Origin of the sequence: Stenotrophomonas sp. TWI700 (genome assembly GCF_039673645.1) — a bacterium.
GTDB classification, from domain to species: Bacteria; Pseudomonadota; Gammaproteobacteria; order Xanthomonadales; family Xanthomonadaceae; genus Stenotrophomonas; species Stenotrophomonas maltophilia_AA.
In genome coordinates, this window is record NZ_JBDJMB010000006.1 from 151,332 (window position 1) to 170,804 (window position 19,473).

Annotated in this window: 16 protein-coding genes; 12 read left to right on the forward strand and 4 right to left on the reverse strand. The window is 66.1% G+C overall.

The window, feature by feature from the left end; genetic code table 11:
• From ABE473_RS07290 to ABE473_RS07310, 5 genes are all read left to right on the forward strand, one after another.
• The gene (locus tag ABE473_RS07290; RefSeq protein WP_346488986.1) at nt 1-1,332 is read left to right on the forward strand and encodes a peptide MFS transporter; all 1,332 of its coding nucleotides are present in this window, start codon (nt 1-3) and stop codon (nt 1,330-1,332) included.
• 155 nt (nt 1,333-1,487) lie between these two features.
• The gene (locus tag ABE473_RS07295; protein ID WP_346488987.1) at nt 1,488-3,683 is read left to right on the forward strand and encodes a TonB-dependent receptor; all 2,196 of its coding nucleotides are present in this window, start codon (nt 1,488-1,490) and stop codon (nt 3,681-3,683) included.
• Between the two features lie 159 nt (nt 3,684-3,842).
• Entirely contained in the window at nt 3,843-4,886 is a 1,044-nt protein-coding gene (locus ABE473_RS07300) for a DUF1611 domain-containing protein (RefSeq protein ID WP_346488988.1), read from the forward strand.
• Complete coding sequence (gene bla, locus ABE473_RS07305; protein WP_346488989.1) at nt 4,883-5,887, forward strand: class A beta-lactamase; 1,005 nt, start codon at nt 4,883-4,885, stop codon at nt 5,885-5,887. The genes ABE473_RS07300 and bla overlap by 4 nt, the downstream gene beginning before the upstream one ends.
• Nucleotides 5,884-7,080, forward strand: a complete 1,197-nt coding sequence (locus ABE473_RS07310; protein ID WP_346488990.1) for a hypothetical protein — start codon at nt 5,884-5,886, stop codon at nt 7,078-7,080. The genes bla and ABE473_RS07310 overlap by 4 nt, the downstream gene beginning before the upstream one ends.
• Here ABE473_RS07310 and ABE473_RS07315 read toward each other — a convergent pair.
• The gene (locus tag ABE473_RS07315) at nt 7,050-7,961 is read right to left on the reverse strand and encodes a LysR substrate-binding domain-containing protein (protein WP_123729078.1); all 912 of its coding nucleotides are present in this window, start codon (nt 7,959-7,961) and stop codon (nt 7,050-7,052) included. The genes ABE473_RS07310 and ABE473_RS07315 overlap by 31 nt on opposite strands.
• A gap of 262 nt (nt 7,962-8,223) precedes the next feature.
• On the opposite strand from ABE473_RS07315, the gene ABE473_RS07320 reads away from it, so the two are divergent.
• The 4 genes from ABE473_RS07320 to lpdA are packed head-to-tail and all read left to right on the forward strand — an operon-like array spanning nt 8,224 to nt 13,280.
• Nucleotides 8,224-9,474: a 3-methyl-2-oxobutanoate dehydrogenase (2-methylpropanoyl-transferring) subunit alpha gene (locus ABE473_RS07320; RefSeq protein WP_346488991.1), complete on the forward strand. Its 1,251-nt coding sequence runs from the start codon at nt 8,224-8,226 to the stop codon at nt 9,472-9,474.
• Between the two features lie 5 nt (nt 9,475-9,479).
• A complete protein-coding gene (locus ABE473_RS07325; RefSeq protein ID WP_123729076.1) occupies nt 9,480-10,523 on the forward strand; it encodes an alpha-ketoacid dehydrogenase subunit beta in 1,044 nt (347 codons plus the stop codon).
• A gap of 3 nt (nt 10,524-10,526) precedes the next feature.
• Nucleotides 10,527-11,870: a dihydrolipoamide acetyltransferase family protein gene (locus tag ABE473_RS07330; protein ID WP_346488992.1), complete on the forward strand. Its 1,344-nt coding sequence runs from the start codon at nt 10,527-10,529 to the stop codon at nt 11,868-11,870.
• 3 nt (nt 11,871-11,873) lie between these two features.
• On the forward strand, nt 11,874-13,280 hold the full coding sequence (gene lpdA, locus ABE473_RS07335; protein ID WP_346488993.1) for a dihydrolipoyl dehydrogenase: 1,407 nt from the start codon (nt 11,874-11,876) through the stop codon (nt 13,278-13,280).
• Between the two features lie 131 nt (nt 13,281-13,411).
• Here lpdA and ABE473_RS07340 read toward each other — a convergent pair whose 3' ends face one another.
• On the reverse strand, nt 13,412-14,686 hold the full coding sequence (locus tag ABE473_RS07340; RefSeq protein WP_346488994.1) for an MFS transporter: 1,275 nt from the start codon (nt 14,684-14,686) through the stop codon (nt 13,412-13,414).
• A 92-nt stretch (nt 14,687-14,778) separates the two neighbouring features.
• Nucleotides 14,779-15,231 carry a hypothetical protein gene (locus ABE473_RS07345; protein WP_346488995.1) on the reverse strand — a complete coding sequence of 151 codons (453 nt, stop codon included), beginning with the start codon at nt 15,229-15,231 and terminating at the stop codon, nt 14,779-14,781.
• Nucleotides 15,232-15,459: 228 nt separating this feature from the next.
• Between ABE473_RS07345 and ABE473_RS07350 the strand changes: the two genes are divergently transcribed.
• Together ABE473_RS07350 and ABE473_RS07355 are read left to right on the forward strand one after the other, a co-directional pair.
• The gene (locus ABE473_RS07350) at nt 15,460-15,909 is read left to right on the forward strand and encodes a helix-turn-helix domain-containing protein (protein ID WP_346488996.1); all 450 of its coding nucleotides are present in this window, start codon (nt 15,460-15,462) and stop codon (nt 15,907-15,909) included.
• The gene (locus ABE473_RS07355) at nt 15,906-16,265 is read left to right on the forward strand and encodes a hypothetical protein (RefSeq protein ID WP_346488997.1); all 360 of its coding nucleotides are present in this window, start codon (nt 15,906-15,908) and stop codon (nt 16,263-16,265) included. The genes ABE473_RS07350 and ABE473_RS07355 overlap by 4 nt, the downstream gene beginning before the upstream one ends.
• Before the next feature lie 52 nt (nt 16,266-16,317).
• On the opposite strand, the gene ABE473_RS07360 is transcribed toward ABE473_RS07355, so the two are convergent.
• Nucleotides 16,318-17,880: a PLP-dependent aminotransferase family protein gene (locus ABE473_RS07360; RefSeq protein WP_346488998.1), complete on the reverse strand. Its 1,563-nt coding sequence runs from the start codon at nt 17,878-17,880 to the stop codon at nt 16,318-16,320.
• Between the two features lie 61 nt (nt 17,881-17,941).
• Here ABE473_RS07360 and ABE473_RS07365 point away from each other — a divergent pair, with 61 nt between their 5' ends.
• Entirely contained in the window at nt 17,942-19,222 is a 1,281-nt protein-coding gene (locus ABE473_RS07365; protein ID WP_346488999.1) for a benzoate/H(+) symporter BenE family transporter, read from the forward strand.
• Nucleotides 19,223-19,473: the final 251 nt, after the last annotated feature.

A 19,473-nucleotide genomic window follows, 5' to 3' on the forward strand; every position in this document is an offset into this window, starting at 1 on the left:
ATGACCCTCGACGCACCGCGCAAGGCCTGGTTCGGGCAACCGCCAGGCCTGACCATCCTGTTCCTCACCGAGATGTGGGAGAAATTCTCCTACTACGGCATGCGGGCGCTGCTGGTCTATTACATGACCAAGCAACTGTTGTTCTCGCAGGAACAGGCCTCGATGGTCTATGGCCTGTACACCGCGCTGGCCTACCTCAGTCCGGTGTTCGGCGGGATGCTCGCCGACCGCTGGCTGGGCAAGCGCCGTGCGGTGATCCTGGGCGGCGCGATCATGGCGTTCGGGCACTTCCTGATGGCCTTCGATGCGCTGCTGTATCCCGCTCTGCTGGCGATCGTGCTCGGTAATGGTTTGTTCCTGCCCACCCTGCCCGGCCAGGTCGGCGACCTCTACCAGCGCGATGATCCGCGCCGTGGCTCGGCGTTCAATGTGTACTACGTGGGCATCAACCTCGGTGCGTTCCTCGCCCCGCTGGTCTGCGGCACGCTGGGTGAGGTGTATGGCTGGCACGTTGGCTTCTCCGCGGCCGGCATCGGCATGCTGCTGGGGCTGGTGATCTACATCACCGGCCGCCGCCACCTGCCGCCGGATCCGCCGCGCAGCGCGCGCGCCACGCTGCCCTTCTCCGCGCTGTGGCAACCGGCCTATCGCCCGCTGCTGCAACTGATGGCGATGATTGCCGGCCTGATCGTGGTGTTCCGTCTGGCCTACGAGCAGATCGGCAATACCATCGCGATCTGGCTCGATACCGGCGTGGACCGCGTGCTCACCGCGGATTTCACCCTTCCGATGACGTGGTTCTTCTCGCTCAACCCGCTGCTGGTCTTCCTGATTACCCCGCTGCTGGTGCGGCGCTGGATGCGGCAGGCCCGCGACGGCCGCGAGCCGGCTGCACTGACCAAGATGGCGATCGGTGCCGCCGTGGTCGGACTGTCGTTCGCGCTGGTGGCGATACTCGGTGGCGAACCAACGGCCAAGGTCGGCTGGCTGTGGGCCGCGCTGTTCTTTGCGATCTTCACCTTCGGCGAGCTCTTCATCCTGCCGGTCGGGCTGGGCCTGTTCGCCCGCCTGGCGCCGGTCGGCTTCGGCGCCACGATCATCGCGTTCTGGTTCCTCGCGTCGTTCGGCGGCAACCTGCTGGCCGGCGCGGTCGGCACGCTGTGGTCGACGCTCTCCAGCGCGGTGTTCTTCTCGCTGATGGCTGGTACCTGCCTGATCGTCGCTGTGCTGTTGCTGCGCCTGGAGCGACGTGCTCGGCCCTTGCTTGCCGGCAATGGGTCGCCTGCAGCGCAGGAGGCCGTCCCGGCTGACGATGCAGTGACCGCGCGATGAGGTCGCCGTGCCGGCACGGCGCGGTCTCGACCGCACGCGTGCCCGTATTCCCCCCGCGTCAGCTCGCCACACGGCCGCCCCGGCCGTGGATGACCGTTGTGCTTACCGCCCGACTTCGTTCCTGATTCCAGAGAGCCCGCCACATGCGCAAGCCGATGAAACGTTCGATCCTCGCCTCCACCGTCACGCTGTGCTGCATGAGTCTCGCCACTGCGGCGATGGCCCAGGACGCCGATGCCGAAGGCGGCCGCAGCCCGCCCGATGTCGTCGAGCTCGATCGCGTGGTGGCCACCGCACAGAAGCGCAGCGAGAACGTCATGGAGGTGGCGGCCGGCGTCAGCGTGATCAGCGAAGAGCGGCTGGAAGCGTTCGGCGCAACCCGCCTGAACGACTTCGCCGCCTACGTGCCCGGCTTCCAGGTCGACAGTGGCGGCGCACCGGGCCAGACCACGATGGCGCTGCGCGGCGTGGCACCGCTTGGCGGCGGCTCGATCATCGGCACCTACATCGATGACACCCCGATCGGCCCGAGCAGCAACAAGCAGCGCGCGACCACCTACGCGCTGGATCTGCTGCCGTATGACATCCAGAGCGTGGAGGTGCTGCGCGGCCCGCAGGGCACGCTGTACGGCGCCAGCTCGATGGGCGGCCTGTTCAAGTACATCACCAAGGCGGCCGATCCGGACGGCTTCGAGTTCCGCGCCGGCATGGACGTCAACGCCACCAAGGAAGCCGGTGACGTGGGCACCGGCGTGCGCACCTCCTTCAACGTGCCGCTGATCGAAGGCAAGCTGGGCATGCGCGCCAGTCTGTCGCGCCAGGGCACCCCCGGCTACGTCGACCAGCCCGACCTCAGCGGCGAGGATGCCAAGGACAGCAACGGCTACTACCAGCTGGCCTCGCGCCTGGCGCTGACCTGGCGCATCAGCGACACCGCCAACCTGCGCGTGCAGGCGCTGTCTCAGATCGTGGATGCCGACAACTCCAGCGCGGTGGGCCTGACCTATCCCACGCTGGAGCCGATCCGCGGCCCGCTGGAAGGCATCCTGCAGCGCGCGACGCCGTACCGGATGGAAACCGACTACTACTCGGCGATCCTGGACTGGGATCTGGGCAACGTCGATGTCGTGTCGGCCACCAGCTTCTCCGAAACCCGCATGGACGAAGTGCAGGACTCCACGCTGGTGTACGGCGCGGCGTGGCCCCTGCTGACCCGGTACCCGGCCGGCCAGGCGCAGTTCGATGTATTCCTCGGCACCCGCAAGTGGACCCAGGAGTTCCGGCTCAGCTCCAAGGAGAGCGAGCGCTTCGAATGGCTGCTCGGCACCTTCTTCACCGGTGAGAAGAACACCAACCGCCAGCAGGTCAGCGCCTACGATGCGAATGGCATCCCGTTGCCCTTCAATCCCGGCACCGCGAGCCTGCCCGGCAGCTATGACGAGCAGGCGATCTTCGCCGATGTCACCTACAAGTTCAGCCCCCGCTTCGATGTCTCCGCCGGTGTCCGGCACGCGCGCAACCAGCAGGATTTCGAGCAGCACAGCATCGGCCTGCTGTACGGCCCGCGGCCGATCGATCTGGCCGACTCCGCCGATGACAACGTGACGACGTGGAAGCTGGCCTCGCGCTGGCACCTCAACGACAGCGCGATGATCTACGCGCGTTACGCCACCGGCTACCGCCCGGGCGGGCCGAACGTATCGACCTCCGGCGTGGTGCCGATGACCAAGGCCGATACGCTGGACAACCTCGAGCTCGGCTTCAAATCGCACTTCTGGGACCGTCGCGCGATGATCGACATGGCCCTGTTCCGGATCGACTGGGACGACATCCAGGTGCGCGTTTCGGAAAACGGCCTGAGCTGGATGGGCAACGCCGGCAGCGCGCGCAGCCAGGGCGCGGAACTGAGCTTCATGGTGCGGCCGGCCGAGCGCCTGACGATCGGTCTCAATGCCGCCTACATCGATTCGAAGATCGGTGACGTGCCGCCGTCCAGCGGCCTGGTCTCCGGCAGCCGCATGCCGATGACGCCGCGGCTGAGCTGGTCGACCACCATCGACTACGACATCGATGTGAGCGACCAGTGGCAGGGCCGGATCGGCGCCGGGTATCGCGTCACCGGCGAGCGGGTGGCCGGTGCGTACGACATCGACAGCTACAACGCGCTGGACCTGCATGCCGAGCTGACCAACATGACGTGGACCGTGCGTCTGTATGCGCGCAACGCCACCGACGAGCGCGCCTATGTCTCGACCGGCGCCGTGCGCGACGCACTCAACCGCTACGTCGCCGTGACCGGCGTTCCGCTGCAGCCGCGCACCATCGGCATGTCGATCGACTATCGCTACTGAGGGGCTTCGGACACACCGTCAGAAGAGAGTGAGGAATTATCCTGATTAGGTTGCATATTCTCTGATTAGGACTTATACAGATCGAGCCAGGTCAAACAACAGCGAGTTCTCGCCGTGAATGCCTCTCCTCTCTTCTCTCCCCCGACCACTGGAACCCTCATGAGCCCGACGCCCACCGCTGCCGTACAGGCCCTCCCCGCCCTCCCCCAGCCGTACCTGCTGTTCCTGGGCGACACCACCGAAGCCGGCTTCGCCAAGACCGCGATCGGGCTGCACGACTGGGCGCCGGAAGTGTGTGTCGCCGAATGGAGCCTGCCCGGCTGCCCGATCACCACCGGCCTGCCCACCATGACGCCGGCCCAGGCGCGCGCCGCCGGTGCGCGTGCGATGGTGATCGGCGTGGCCAACGGCGGCGGCGTGATTCCCCCGCAGTGGCTGCCGGCACTGGTCGACGCCCTCGAAAACGGCCTGGACCTGGTCAGCGGCATGCACCAGAAACTGGGTGACATCCCGGAACTGGCCGCCGCCGCCGAACGCCATGGGCGCGAGCTGATCAACGTCCGCGTGCCGCCGCGTGGTATTCCGGTCGGTAACGGGCGCAAGCGCACCGGCAAGCGCGTGCTCACCGTCGGCACGGACTGCGCGCTGGGCAAGAAGTACACCGCACTGGCCCTGGCCCGCGGCCTGCGCGGGCTCGGCGTGGATGCCGACTTCCGCGCCAGCGGCCAGACCGGCATCCTGATCGCCGGCAGCGGCATTCCGATGGACGCGGTGGTCGCCGATTTCTCGGCGGGCGCCGCCGAACTGCTCAGCCCGAATGCAGCCGACGACCACTGGGATGTCATCGAAGGCCAGGGCTCGCTGTTCCATCCCGCCTACGCCGGTGTCAGCCTCGGCCTGCTGCATGGCAGCCAGCCGGATGTGTTCGTGGTCTGCCACCAGCCGGGGCGCAAGCATGTGCTCGGCTATCCGGACTATCCGCTGCCCTCCATCGAGGAAGTGATCGCGTTGACCGTGCAGCTCGGGCGTCGTACCAACCCGGACATCCGCTGCGTCGGCGTCAGTCTCAACACCCATGGCATGACCGAGGCAGCGGCATCAGCCGCCTGCGCCGAGGTCAGCGCGCGCCTGGGTCTGCCGGTGGCGGATCCGATGCGGCAAGATGGGGAATTCAACCGTTTGCTGGAGGCCTGCATCGCATGAAGATGACATCCCGTACCTTGAGCCTGTGCGTCGCGGCCATGCTGGGCCTGAGCCCGCTCGCCGCCTTCAGCGCCAGCCGGACCAGTCCGGTGGAAACCGAAGTCGCACGCCTGGCCACGTTGATCGACGGCAAGGTCGGTGTCTCGGCATGGCGCCTGGATGGCAAGGGCGAGCAGGTGCATCTGAATCCCGATGAAGGCTTCCCGATGGCCAGCACGTTCAAGGTCGCCGTCGCCGCCGTGATCCTCAGCAAGGTGGATGCCGGCGAACTGGCGCTGACCACGATGGTGCCGGTACCGAAATCCTTCTATGTCGATTCGGAAGTGATCGCCGACCGTTTCATCCACGACGGCGTGAGCCTGTCGGTGCACAACCTGCTCGAAGTGATGTTGACCCAGAGCGACAACACCGCCACCGACGTGCTGGTGGCCCAGGCCGGTGGACCGGCCGCGGTCACCGCCTGGCTGCGCGCACACGGCATCGAAGGCCAGCGCCTGGACCGCAACACCCGGCAGTTGCTGAGCGACATCTTCGGCCTCGGCGATGAGCCGCTGACCAAGGAACGCGTCGCGGAACTGACCCTCGACCCCGAGGTCGCCAAGCGCACCAAGTCCGGCAGCGAGGCGTTCGACAAGGATCCGCGCGACACCTCCACGCCGCGTGCGATGTCGACCCTGCTGACCCAGCTGTTCACCGGCAAGGCACTCAGCCCGGCCAGCACCGAGGTGCTGGTGCAGATCATGGAGCGTTGCCGGACCTGCAGCGCACGCCTGCGCGGGAGCCTGCCGCCGGGCACCAAGGTGGCGGACAAGAGCGGCACCGTCGCCGGCACCGTCAACGACGTCGGCGTGGTCACCCTGCCCGACGGCAACCAGTTCGCCATCTCGGTCTTCGTCAAAGCGAGCAATGCCCCGCGCAGCGAACGTGAGCGGGTGATCGCCGAGATCGCGCGCACCGTGCGCGACTTCTACCTGCTGCAGCCCACGGCCGCCCGCAAGTGACCGCCGCCGCCAGCCGGTTCCAGCGGTATCTGTTGCCCGGTCTGGCGTTCAAGTCCGCCGTGATCGGCGGCGGATACGCGACCGGCCGTGAGCTGGCGGAGTTTTTCCTGCCATCGGGCCCGTGGGGTGGCCTGGCCGCGATGGTGTTGTCGATGCTGATCTGGAGCGTGATCTGCATCCTGACGTTCCTGTTGGCACGGGCGATCCGTGCCAACGACTACCGCACCTTCTTCCGGCATCTGCTGGGCCGCGGCTGGTGGACCTTCGAAGTCGCCTACCTGGCATTGATCGTGGTGGTGCTGGCGGTCTTCGGCGCGGCCGCCGGCGAACTGGCGGCGACCATGTTCGGCTGGCCGCGGATCGTCGGCACGCTGGTGCTGGTGGCGATCATCACCGGCGTGGTGCAGGCCGGCACCACCGCCGTCGAGCGCATGTTCAAGCTGATGTCGGCCTTCATGTACCTGGTCTACGCCATCGCGGCGTGCCTGATCCTGTACCGCTTCGGTGGCGGCGCGATGGCACAGTTGTCCAACACCCATGAACTGGGCAAGGACTGGGTGCTCAACGGCGTGACCTACGCCGGTTACAACATGTTCGCCGCGGTCTCGATCCTGCTGGTCGTACGCCACCTGCTGTGCCGCCGCGATGCGGTGATCGCAGGCGCCTTGGCCGGCCCGCTGGCGATCCTGCCGGCAATCGTCTTCTACGTCTGCATGATCGCGTTCCTGCCGGACATCGCCGACGCGCCGCTGCCGTCGGACCTCATGCTCGGCCAGCTCGGCCTGCCGTGGTTCCAGTGGCTGTTCCGCCTGATGATCATGGTGGCGCTGGTGGAAACCGGGGTCACGCTGATGGCCTCCGTGGATGGCCGCATCAGCGTCAACTGGAAAGAACGCACCGGTGCCGCACCGAAGCGCGGCGTACGCGTGGCGATCATCGTGGCGATCCTGCTGATGGCCGTGTTCATGGCCGATGGGATCGGCCTGGTGGCACTGATCGCGAAGGGATACCGGCTGCTGGCCTACGCCATCCTGGCCACTTACGTGGTGCCGTTGCTGGCCTATTCGGCGTGGCAGATCGGGTCACGCCGCGGGCAGGCCTTCACCGCGCCCGTGGGCGACCTGCCCGATCCGCGTCCCGCGTTGGCCGATGCCATCGGCGCTCATCCGCCACAGGCGAAGACCAGGAACTGATGCAGTGCGCGTGCCGGCGCGGACAGGTCTTCGTCCGGGCGCCAGACCAGGCCGACTTCCATCGGCGGCACCGCGTCGGTGAGGGTGCGTACGTCGATCCGGCGCCCCTCCAGCGACCATGGCCGATAGACCATGTCCGACAGGATGCTGACCCCGAACCCGTAGGCGACCATGCCGCGCAGCGCTTCCAGCGACGAGGTCCGGAACACGACGTTGGGTTCGCGCCCGACCGAGCGCCAGTAGCGCATCGCCGACTCCTGGCCCTCGTCGACCATCAGCATGATGTACGGATACGGCTCCACGTCGGCCGGGCTGATCACCGGCAGCTGCAGCAGCGGATGCGACTCGGCCAGCCACAGTTGGCGGCGCGAGCGGATCAGCACCTGGCGCCGCAGCACATAGGGCTCGGCCATGTTGGAAATGATGCACAAGCCGAAGTCGAGGTCGCCGCTGCTGACGCCCTGCTCGATCGCGGCACGGTCCATGTCGACCAGGTCGACCTCCACCTGTGGGTAGGAGCGCTTGAAGCGCGCCAGCAGGCTCGGCAGGAAGTAGCCCAGCACCGTATAGGACGCGCCGATCCGCACCCGGCCCGGGAGGGTGTTGGCCAGGAACATCGGCTCGCTGAGCGCGTCCTGCAGCGTATCCAGGATGTGCCGCACATGCTGGTGGAAGCGGTGACCCTCGGCGGTGAGGCCGACCCCGTGCGGCATGCGGTCGAACAGCTTCAGGCCCAGCGAGGTTTCCAGCTGGGCGACCGCCGTGGTGATCACGGATTGGGAGACGTGCAGCTTGCGCGCGGCCTGCGAGAACTGCCCCAATTCAGCCGCTTCGGCAAAGTAACGTAGCTGGCGCAGGGTCATGTTGGCGGGGATTTGCATGCACGGGGTCCCACGGAATGAGGATATCTGAATAAACAATACCTCATACGCAATTAAACAAATTTACGATAAGCCGCTGTGCCTCTAGACTTCACACTGGGTGCAATGCGCCATGGCCCCAGCCGCCTTGCAAGCGCTGGTCCTTACCCGCTTCGCGACGAGATCCCGCCCGGATGTCGGCGCGCCAACATCGCCATTACCGTTGCCCCCCGCCTGCGGTATGCCTGTAGCTCCATGACCCAAGCCCAGCGAGGCCCCTGACATGTCATCACCCCAGATTCCCGCCACGAGCGAGCCGTTGCATCTGCACGTGCCCGAGCCCAGCGCCCGTCCCGGCCAGGCCACCGACTTTTCCTATCTGAAGCTGAGCCCCGCCGGCGCGGTCGACAAGCCGCCCGTGGACGTGAGCGCCAGCCAGACCGCGCCGCTGACCGGCCAGCTGATCCGCGTGCTGGACGACAACGGCGACGCCGTGGGTCCGTGGGCCGCCGACATCGACGACGCCGTGCTGCTGCGTGCCATGCACGCCATGCTCAAGACGCGCGCCTACGACGCCCGCCTGCTGATCGCCCAGCGCCAGAAGAAGACCTCGTTCTACATCCAGTGCCTGGGTGAGGAAGCGATCGCCGTCGGCCAGACCCTGGCGCTGCGCGATGACGACATGCAGTTCCCGACCTACCGCCAGCAGGGCATCCTGATCACCAAGGACGTCTCGCTGGTCGACATGATCTGCCAGGTGCTGTCCAACGCGGCCGACCCGCTGAAGGGCCGCCAGCTGCCGATCATGTATTCGTACAAGGACTACGGCTTCTTCTCGATCTCCGGCAACCTGACCACCCAGTACATCCAGGCGGTGGGCTGGGCGATGGCCTCGGCGATCAAGGGCGACACCCGCATCGCCACCGCATGGGTGGGTGATGGCGCGACCGCCGAAGGCGATTTCCACGCCGCGCTGACCTTCGCGCACGTGTACCGCGCCCCGGTCGTGCTCAACGTGGTCAACAACCAGTGGGCGATCTCCACCTTCCAGGCGATTGCCGGCGGTGAGAACACCACCTTCGCCGCGCGCGGCGTGGGCTACGGCATTCCGTCGCTGCGCGTGGACGGCAACGATCTGCTGGCCGTGTACGCGGCCTCGCGCTGGGCCGCCGAACGCGCCCGCAGCAACCTCGGCCCGACCCTGATCGAGTGGGTGACCTACCGCGCCGGCCCGCATTCGACCTCGGATGATCCGTCCAAGTACCGCCCTGCCGACGACGCGCAGCACTTCCCGCTCGGCGATCCGATCGACCGCCTGAAGCAGCACCTGATCAAGCGCGGCCTGTGGAGCGAGCAGCAGCACGACGAAGTGCGCACCGAACTCGATGCCGAGGTCCTGCGTGCCCTCAAGGAAGCCGAAACCCACGGGTTGCTCGGCAGCGACAACCGTCCTGGCGCGGCCCTCATGTTCGAAGACGTCTACAAGGACATGCCCGAACACCTCCGTCGCCAGCGTCAGCAGTTGGGAGTCTGAACACCATGAGCGGGATTGAACAGAACAACACCGGCGGCACGCCGATGACCATGATCCAGGCGCTGCGCTCGGCGATGGACGTGATGCTGGAACGCGACGACAACGTGGTGGTCTTCGGCCAGGACGTGGGCTACTTCGGCGGCGTGTTCCGCTGCACCGACGGCCTGCAGACCAAGTACGGCAAGCAGCGCGTGTTCGATGCACCGATTTCCGAGAACGGCATCGCCGGCGCGGCGATCGGCATGGCCGCCTACGGCCTGCGCCCGGTCGCCGAAATCCAGTTCGCCGATTACATCTACCCGGCCTACGATCAGATCGTCTCCGAAGCGGCGCGCATGCGCTATCGCTCCGGCGGCAGCTTCACGTCCTCGCTGGTGTTCCGCACCCCGTGTGGCGGCGGCATCTACGGTGGCCAGACCCACAGCCAGAGCCCGGAGGCGATCTTCGCGCACGCCACCGGCCTGCGCACGGTCATGCCGTCCAACCCGTACGACGCCAAGGGCCTGCTGATCGCCTCGATCGAGAACGACGATCCGGTGATCTTCCTGGAGCCCAAGCGCCTGTACAACGGCCCGTTCGACGGTCATCACGACCGCCCGGTCACCGCGTGGTCCAAGTACCCGGACAACCTGGTGCCGGAGGGCTACTACAACGTACCGCTGGACAAGGCCGCCATCGCCCGCGAAGGCAAGGCCCTGACGATCATCACCTACGGCACCACCGTGTGGGTGGCCAAGGCCGCCGCCGAAGATGCCGGGATCGACGCCGAAGTGATCGACCTGCGCAGCCTGTGGCCGCTGGATCTGGAGGCCATCGTCAACTCGGTCAAGAAGACCGGCCGCTGCATCGTGCTGCACGAAGCCACCCGCACCTGCGGCTTCGGCGCCGAACTGGTCGCGCTGGTGCAGGAGCATTGCTTCTACCACCTGCAGGCACCGGTGGAACGCGTTACCGGCTGGGACACCCCGTATCCGCACGCGCAGGAATGGGACTACTTCCCGGGTCCGTCCCGGGTCATCGATGCAATGCAGCGCGTGCTGGAGGACTGAACCATGGGACATCACGTCATCAAGATGCCGGACATCGGTGAAGGTATCGCCGAAGTCGAACTGATCACCTGGAAGGTCGAGGTCGGTGGCCCGGTCGCCGAAGACCAGGTCGTGGCCGAGGTCATGACCGACAAGGCCATGGTCGAGATCCCCTCGCCCGTGTCAGGCACCGTGGTCTCACTGGGCGGCAAGCCTGGCCAGATGATGGCCGTCGGCAGCGAGCTGATCCGCCTGGAAGTGGACGGTGCGGGCAACGCCAGCGCCGCCAGTGCACCGGCCGCCGCGGCGCCGGCCGAACCGGTAGCTGCGCCCAAGGCGGCTGCACCGGCAGCGGCACCTGCGGCCGCCGCTGAGTCTGCACCCGCTGCGACGCCGGCCAAGGCCGCCGCTGCCTCCGCACCCGCCTGCGCCGCCAAGCAGGACCCGCGTGGCGCGGTCACCAACGGTGTGCTCAACGCCGGTGAAGCCCCGCTGGCCTCGCCGGCCGTGCGCCGCCGTGCCTGGGACCTGGGTGTCGAGCTTCGCTACGTGCCGGCGACCGGCCCGGGGGGTCGCATCCTGCAGGCCGACCTGGATGCCTACGCCGCCGCCGGTGGCAAGGCACAGCCGGTCGGTGGCAGTGCCGGCGGCAGCAGCTACGCACGCCGTACCGGCGAGCAGCAGGTGCCGATCATGGGCCTGCGCCGCAAGATCGCGCAGAAGATGCAGCAGTCGTGGTCGACCATTCCGCATATCACCTATGTGGAAGAGATCGACGTCACGGAAGTGGACGCCCTGCGCGCCAGGCTCAATGAGCGCTGGGCCAAGGAACGCGGCAAGCTGACCCTGCTGCCGTTGCTGGCACGCGCGGTCGTGCTGGCCGCACGCGACTTCCCGCAGATGAACGCCCGCTACGATGACCAGGCCAACATCGTGACCCGCTACGAGGGCGTGCAGCTGGGCATCGCGACCCAGAGCGAGGTCGGCCTGTCGGTGCCGGTGGTCGCGCATGCCGAGTCGCTGGACCTGTGGCAGACCGCCGCGGAGATCGCGCGCCTGGCCAGTGCCGTGCGCGTGGGCAAGGCCACCCGTGAGGAGCTGTCCGGTTCGACCATCACCCTCAGCAGCCTCGGCGCGATTGGTGGCCTGGTCTCGACCCCGATCATCAACCATCCGGAAGTGGCGATCGTCGGCGTCAACCGCATCATCGAACGCCCGATGTTCCGCGAGGGCCAGGTGGTGGCGCGCAAGCTGATGAATCTGTCGTCCTCGTTCGACCATCGCATCGTCGATGGCATGGATGCGGCCGAGTTCGTGCAGGCGATCCGTACCCGCCTGGAAACCCCGGCCCTGCTGTTCGTGGAGTAAGCGATGTCCAATACCCTTCAAACCCAGTTGCTGATCATCGGCGGCGGTCCCGGCGGTTACATCGCCGGCATCCGCGCCGGCCAGCTCGGCGTCAAGACCATCGTGGTCGAGGGCGTCAATCCGGGTGGTACCTGCCTCAACATCGGCTGCATTCCCTCCAAGGCGCTGATCCATGCCGCCGAGGAGTTCGCCAAGGTCACCGCGTATGCGGCAGGTACCTCGCCGCTGGGCATCAGCGTGCAGGCCCCGTCGCTGGACCTGGCCAAGACCGTGGCGTGGAAGGCCGGCATCGTCAAGAAGCTGACCGGTGGCGTCAGTGCACTGCTGAAAAAGAACGGCGCGCAGCTGATCAAGGGCTGGGCCACGATCGTCGACGGCAAGACCGTCGAGATCGCCGGTGCCGCCGAAGATGGCGGCACGCTGCGCATCACCTGCGAGCACCTGCTGCTGGCGTCCGGCTCGGTGCCGGTGGAGCTGCCGTTCCTGCCCTTCGGCGGCAAGGTCATCTCCTCCACCGAAGCCCTCTCGCCGACCTCGCTGCCCAAACAGCTGATCGTCGTCGGTGGCGGTTACATCGGCCTGGAGCTGGGCACGGTGTACCGCAAGCTCGGCTGCGAAGTCACCGTGGTCGAGGCCCAGGAGCGGATCCTGCCGGCCTACGACGCCGAGCTGACCAAGCCGGTGGCCACGCACCTGGAGAAGTCCGGCGTGAAGCTGCTGACCGGCCACAGCGTGCTCGGCCTGGCCGACAACGGCAAGCTGCGCGTACGTGACAAGGACGGTAACGAAATCGCGCTGGACGCCGACCAGATCCTGGTCGCGGTGGGTCGTCGCCCGAAGACCGACGGCTTCAATCTGGAATCGCTGCAGCTGGATCTGACCGGCAAGGCGATCAAGATCGACGACCAGTGCAAGACCTCGATGCGCAACGTGTGGGCGATCGGCGATGTCGCCGGTGAGCCGATGCTCGCGCACCGGGCGATGGCGCAGGGCGAACTGGTGGCCGAGATCATCAGCGGCAGGAAGCGCCACTTCGTGCCGGCCGCGATTCCGGCGGTGTGCTTCACCGATCCGGAAATCGTGGTGGTCGGGCTGTCGCCGGACGAAGCCAAGGCACAGGGCATCGAGACCAAGGTCGCGCTGTTCCCGTTCGCGGCCAATGGCCGTGCGATGTCGCTGGAATCCACCGATGGCTTCGTGCGTGTTGTCGCGCGCAGCAGCGACCACCGGATCCTCGGCTGGCAGGCCGTGGGCGTGCAGGTCTCGGAACTGTCGATCGCCTTCGTGCAGTCCATCGAGATGGGCGCCGCGCTGGAGGATATCGCCGGCACGATCCACCCGCACCCGACGCTGGGTGAGGCGGTGCAGGAAGCGGCGCTGCGTGCGTTGGGGCATGCGTTGCATATCTAGAAAAACAAACGGCCCGCATTGCGGGCCGTTTGTTCTAGCGGGCAATGGTAGATCCGGGCCATGCCCGGATAGTGCGCCTCCGCCCAGGAGGCTTGCGGGAAGACCGTCGGCGTATCGCCACCAACACCTTCCTACGTGTCCACCCGAAGCGCACTCAGAACACCAGCTGCCAGCGTCAGCGTGGCACCAACCCCCAACGCAAGCATCGGCGCCGTGTCGACGGCGAAACGGGCAAAGATCAGAGTCATGACGACCCCGCCGACGGTTTGCCCCGCCAGACGGGCCGTGGCCTGCATGCCCCCGGCAGCACCGCTTCTTGCGCGGGGCGCCGCCAGGAACAGGTTGCGATTGTTGGGCACTTGGAAAAGGCCAAAACCCAGCCCGCACAGCACCATGAAGATCACCAAGGGGCGTGCGCTCTGCTGTAGATCCCACATTGCGGTCGCAGACAGCCCCACCGCCAGGCATGCACCGCCTACGACGCACAGCCAAGCTGTTGAGACGCGATCAGCAAGACGGCCAACCAATGGCGCCGCGATCGCGACAGTCAGCGGCCAGGGCGCCATGTAGAACGCCGTCATCAAGGGGTCCAGCCCGAGATTGTGCTGCAGGTAGAACGGCAGCGCCAGCAAGCCGAGGGTTATGCCGGCGAAACAGCAGAACGATGCGACCACCGAAGTGCGAAACGAAGGCCTGCGCAGCAGGTCTAGAGGAATCAACGGCCTCTCCTTCGGCAGTTCCCGTCGGATCAAGGCCGCCAGGGTGATGGCTGCGGCACCGATCAGCAATCCCGCTGGCACGGAATGCGCAGTCAGTAGTTCCATGCCGACGACGAGCGATGCAAACGCGGCGGCGTTCAAGGCGACACTGATCTTGTCGAGGGGGCACGCCGTGCCTTTGACGTCAGGCAGTGCGCGCGTGGCAAGAAGAACCATTGCACCCAACGGCAGGTTCAGAGCAAATAGCCACGGCCAACTTGCGCCAGCGAGGATCGCTGCGCCGATGGTGGGGCCCGCCGCAGACGAGAGCGCCACGGCCAGCGCGTTCCAGCCGATCGCGGTTCCGAACCGGTCCTGGGGCACGATGGCGCGAAGCAAGGCGATGCCGAGCGCCATGATCGCGGCAGCACCTAGACCTTGAAGGAAACGTGACGCGACGAGCCAAGGAAGTGATGGCGACACTGCACACAACACGGACGCGGCCGTGAACAGCGCAACTCCGCCGGTGAAAACCCGGCGATGGCCAAGACTATCCCCCAGCGCAGCGCACGGCAGCAGGGCCATCACCAACGCGAGCTGGTAAGCAGTGATGATCCAGATCGATGTTCCCGGGGACACCTGTAAAGAGCGGGCCATGCTCGGTAGTGCAACGTTGACCACGGCTGCGTCGAGGACGGCGAGAACCATGGCCATTAACACGGCAACAGTCGCGGCAGCCCTCCGTCGCCCAGGCAACTTTGGGCATTGTTCCATTGCGGCCACCGGTGCGAGCGGGGCAGTCACGAGCCTTCCGGCATCCATGTGCCATCGCGATCAACGTACCGGGTGACGCGATGCTCTTCTTTGTCCTCCTTCTTCAGGTCCCGCTCCGTGAAGCGGTACAGCAACGCGGGTCCATTCACGCAGCGTGTGTCGTGGATATCCCCCGGAAGATAGACCTGGACCTCGCCTGGACGCACCGTCGTCGACCCTCTCTGCACCAACTGAACGCTGCCGTCGGCGCTGACCAAGCGGGCGTAGGTACCCATTTCGATTTCACCCTGTTGAAGTGCATAGATGACCCACCCCCGGCCGTGGTCGTGAGGCGGCCTATACAGCCCCATTGGTTCGGTATGTGCCAAGAGGACGAACCCATTGAGGGCGTCGCGGTGCAGTTCCTTGTTCGCGGGCGCATCCCGATACAGTTCCTCCAGCCAACCCTCAGTGGCCGGCGCCTTGAGGAGATGCTCCAAGTGGCCTCGACACGCAGCGACAACCCTGGTGCTGAGTGGACCCCATTCCTTCGTTATGGCCTCCATCGCGACGTCCAACGAGCTACGAATGGAGTCTGTCTCCAGACTCTGCGTGGACCGGGAACGTTCAGGGCTGACCGGTATGTCGTTCAATTTGCTGTCCTTGACGTGATGAGATGTGAGTTGGACTATGCAACTTCAAGTCAACTTGAGGTCAAGGGGTTTCGCATGGACATCGCCGAGGTGGCAAAGCGGTCTGGTGTGCCCGCTTCAGCGCTGCGCTACTACGAGGAGAAGGGCTTGATCGCCTCGACGGGACGCTCCGGGCTCCGGCGAATCTTTTCGCCTTCTGTCGTAGACCAGCTTGCGCTGATTGCACTGGGGCAATCTGCAGGCTTCTCCCTCGATGAAATCAAGGTCATGTTTTCCGCGGATGGGCGGACGAACATCAACCGCAGCGCTCTGACAGCGAAAGCCGACGAGGTGGACGCTACAGTCGCAAGGCTAAAAGCGCTGAGCAAGGGTCTGCGGCACGCGGCCGTGTGCCCGGCCGAGAATCATGCTGACTGCCCTACTTTCCAGGGCCTGTTGCGCGCAGCAGGATCGGCCAGGCTATCCTCGCCTAAACACCGGTCCGACCCAATGTCGCCGACTGCCGCTTTCCAGCGCAGCAGGTGAGTTCACTCGATACCGACCCGGAAATCGTGGTGGTCGGGCCGTCGCCGGACGAAGCCAAGGCGCAGGGCATCGAGACCAAGGTCGCGCTATTCCCGTTCGCGGCCAATGGCCGTGCGATGTCGCTGGAATCCACCGACGGCTTCGTGCGCGTCGTGGCGCGCAGCCGCGACCACCGCATCCTCGGCTGGCAGGCCGTGGGCGTGCAGGTGTCGGAGCTGTCGATCGCCTTCGTGCAGTCCATCGAGATGGGCGCCACGCTGGAACATATCGCTGGCACCATCCGCCCGCACCCGACCCTGGGTGAGGCGGCGCAGGAGGCCGCGCTGCGTGCGCTGGGGCATGCGCTGCATATCTGAGGCAGGCGTGTAGGTCCGAGCCATGCTCGGACAACGTGTGATGTCAGAAGCCTCAGTTCGTACTTGGATGTGGACGACGCAGCCCACGCAGCACCGTGGCAAGCTGCTTGACCGCACTTTCCAGTTCATGCGGGGCGTGGGCGGCAAATCCCATCAGGAAACCTGCCCTGTGCCCGCTCGACGCATACAGTTCCTTCAGCCCGAGCAGCTCGATTCCGGCACGGCGGGCGCCGTCCACGGCCTCGCACTCGGGAATGTCGCCGATCAACATGCACGGCATCTGCATGCCGCCGTCGGGCACCGCCGGCTCCACGACGTCGGCCAGATGCTCGTGCAGCAACATCGCCAGCACGTCGCGGCGCGCGGCGTAGACCGCGCGCATGCTGCGTACATGCGCGCCGAAATGGCCACCTTCCATGAAACGCGCCAGCGTAAGCTGTGGAATCGCTGCACTGTGGCCGTCCAGCAGGGTGCGGGCCACGGTCATCGGCGCCACCAGCTCCGGTGGCAGTACCATGTAACCGATGCGCAGGCCGGGAAACAGTGACTTGGTGAACGTGCCGATGTAGATCGTGCGCTCATGCGGATCCAGTCCCTGTACGCATGCGGTGGGCTTGCCTGCGTAATGGAACTCGCTGTCGTAGTCGTCCTCGATGATCCAGCTCTGGTGCTGTCGGGCCCATTCGATGACCGCCAGGCGCCGCTCCAGCGCCAGTGTCGCCCCCGTCGGAAACTGGTGCGATGGCGTCACAAACACTGCCCTGGCCGGTTCGCCCGGCATTTTGCTGGCCTCGACCAGCTGCTCCACCCGCAGGCCGTCTGCATCCACCGGCACGGGCACGCACACCAGTCCGGCGGCGTCAAAGGCCTTGCGTGCCCCGTGGTACACGGGATCTTCGATGAAAATCCGCTCGCCCGGATCGAGCAAGACCGTCGCGCACAGCGTCAAGGCCTGCTGGGAACTGGTCAGCACCAGCACGCGCTCGGGACTGGCCCGCGCGCCACGTTCAAGATTGACATAATCGGCGATGGCGCGGCGCAGCGGCTCCACGCCTTGCGGCGGGCCGTGCAACAACGCAAGCGTGCCGTATTCCTTTATTACCTGCCGCCCCAATCGCTCCCAGGTCTGTAACGGAAAGCTGCGCGTTTCGGGCACCCCGGGCGCGAACGGGCGAGGTGTCCGGGCGTCGCGCACGCCGCCACTCTGGAACAGCGCGCTGCCACGCCGGCTGAGGCGCAGCGCGGCCTTACCGTCCACCCCGCTCCGCCGGGGCCGGCCGCGGCACGGCAGATGTCGGGCGCGCTCGGACACAAAGCTGCCGCTGCCCACCCGCCGCTCGATGAAGCCATCCGCGTGCAATTGACCATAGGCCGATTCGACCGTATCGCGTGAAACCCCCAGGGACTTGGCCAGCGCCCGTGACGCAGGCAATGGCCTGCCGACGCAAAGCACCCCGTCGAGGATCAACTGGCGAACGGCCCGCTGTAGACGCGCATGCAGCGGCAAAGCCCCGTGCGCGGGGTCCCCGATCCAGGCTTTGACCGACTCAAGTTGCGCGTGCTTGAACAATTGGCCTGCCCGTTTCGAAATAAATGGATGGGAACACCAGTCCATTTTAGAACTAAAAATACGTTCCACAGGCCTTCAGGCCGTCGCCAGGAACCACCGTCATCCCATGTCACTCCCTTCTCCACCTTCATCGACTCGCTGGAGCGATCTCACCCATCCCATCGTGGCTGGACTGATCTCGGTCATCGTCAACTACGGCGGCACTTTCATTCTTGTGTTCCAGGCCGCCAAGGTCGCGGGCCTGAGCCCGGAACTGACCGCCTCTTGGGTGTGGTCGATTTCCATCGGCGTGGGGGTGACGGGGATCATCCTGAGCTGGAGGTTCCGCGAGCCGATCATCACCGCGTGGTCCACGCCTGCGGCCGCGTTTCTGGTCACGGCACTGGCAACCACGTCCTACGCGGAGGCCGTGGGTGCCTATCTGATTTCAGCAGCGGCATTTGTGCTGCTCGGCCTGTCGGGTTGTTTCGAGCGTGTCATCCGCCTGATCCCGCCGGGCGTAGCCGCAGGCTTGCTCGCGGGCATCCTGCTGCAGTTCGGCATCGGCGCATTCGCAGGCATGAGCATCGACCCGTTGCTGGCAGGGCTGCTCATCCTTGCCTATCTGGTGTTCAAGCGGTTCTCCGCGCGCTATGCAGTGGTCGGCATCCTGGTGTTGGGGCTGGCCTTCCTGCTGAGTCAGGATAGGATCGATCTGTCCGGGCTGCGACTGGAACTGGCCACACCACTGTTCACCATGCCGGCGTTCTCGCTCAGCGCGCTGTTGAGCGTCGCGCTGCCGCTGTTTCTCATTACGCTCACCGGGCAGTACATGCCCGGCATGCTGGTGCTGCGCAACGACGGCTTCAGGACCAGCGCCAACCCCATTGTGACGCTTACCGGCCTGGGCTCGCTGCTGATGGCGCCGTTTGGCTCGCATGCCTTCAACATCGCCGCCATCACGGCGGCCATCGCCACCGGCCGCGAGGCGCACGATGACCCCTCCAAGCGTTGGGTGGCGGGCGTCGCCGCAGGCGGGTGCTACCTCCTCGTAGGGCTCTTCGGCGTGACGCTGGCTGCCGTCTTCATGGCTTTCCCGGCCACGTTCATCACCACGCTGGCGGGACTGGCGCTGCTGGGAGCGATCGGCAGCAGCCTGAGCACCGCCCTGGCCGACGCAACTACGCGCGAAGCATCGTTGATTACATTTCTCGCCGCAGCGGCCAACATCACCTTGCTGGGCATTGGAGGCGCGTTCTGGGGCCTGGTGGTCGGACTCATTGCCCATGCGCTGCTCAATGGCACGCAGCCGCATCGTGGGCGACCATCCACCGCAGCATCGCCCACCGGACCCGCAATCCAGAGAGAAAGAGGCAGTGCCGGAGCCAGTGGAGAAAAAGCAGGGTGACCGGCGGCAATTGGAAGCGGTTCAATGCGCAGCCCGCACCCGACCCTGGCTGAGGCGGTGCAGGAAGCGGCGCTGCGTGCGTTGGGGCATGCGCTGCATATCTGAGGCAGGTCTGTAGGTCCGAGCCATGCTCGGACGCGTTACAGGCACCCAAAGAAACGGCCCGCACTGCGGGCCGTTTGTTTGTATGGGTTCCGGTAGATCGCAACAAGCCGCCGTGGATGCTGGCTGGGACGGAGGGGCCACCGGCT

Excerpts from the sequence above, each read along its gene's own strand:
- ABE473_RS07290 (WP_346488986.1), top strand. The coding sequence starts at position 1 with ATGACCCTCGACGCACCGCGCAAGGCCTGGTTCGGGCAACCGCCAGGC.
- ABE473_RS07295 (WP_346488987.1), top strand. The coding sequence starts at position 1,488 with ATGAAACGTTCGATCCTCGCCTCCACCGTCACGCTGTGCTGCATGAGT.
- ABE473_RS07300 (WP_346488988.1), top strand. The coding sequence starts at position 3,843 with ATGAGCCCGACGCCCACCGCTGCCGTACAGGCCCTCCCCGCCCTCCCC.
- bla (WP_346488989.1), top strand. The coding sequence starts at position 4,883 with ATGAAGATGACATCCCGTACCTTGAGCCTGTGCGTCGCGGCCATGCTG.
- ABE473_RS07315 (WP_123729078.1), bottom strand. The coding sequence starts at position 7,961 with ATGCAAATCCCCGCCAACATGACCCTGCGCCAGCTACGTTACTTTGCC.
- ABE473_RS07320 (WP_346488991.1), top strand. The coding sequence starts at position 8,224 with ATGTCATCACCCCAGATTCCCGCCACGAGCGAGCCGTTGCATCTGCAC.
- ABE473_RS07325 (WP_123729076.1), top strand. The coding sequence starts at position 9,480 with ATGAGCGGGATTGAACAGAACAACACCGGCGGCACGCCGATGACCATG.
- ABE473_RS07330 (WP_346488992.1), top strand. The coding sequence starts at position 10,527 with ATGGGACATCACGTCATCAAGATGCCGGACATCGGTGAAGGTATCGCC.
- lpdA (WP_346488993.1), top strand. The coding sequence starts at position 11,874 with ATGTCCAATACCCTTCAAACCCAGTTGCTGATCATCGGCGGCGGTCCC.
- ABE473_RS07340 (WP_346488994.1), bottom strand. The coding sequence starts at position 14,686 with ATGGTTCTCGCCGTCCTCGACGCAGCCGTGGTCAACGTTGCACTACCG.
- ABE473_RS07350 (WP_346488996.1), top strand. The coding sequence starts at position 15,460 with ATGGACATCGCCGAGGTGGCAAAGCGGTCTGGTGTGCCCGCTTCAGCG.
- ABE473_RS07360 (WP_346488998.1), bottom strand. The coding sequence starts at position 17,880 with ATGGACTGGTGTTCCCATCCATTTATTTCGAAACGGGCAGGCCAATTG.
- ABE473_RS07365 (WP_346488999.1), top strand. The coding sequence starts at position 17,942 with ATGTCACTCCCTTCTCCACCTTCATCGACTCGCTGGAGCGATCTCACC.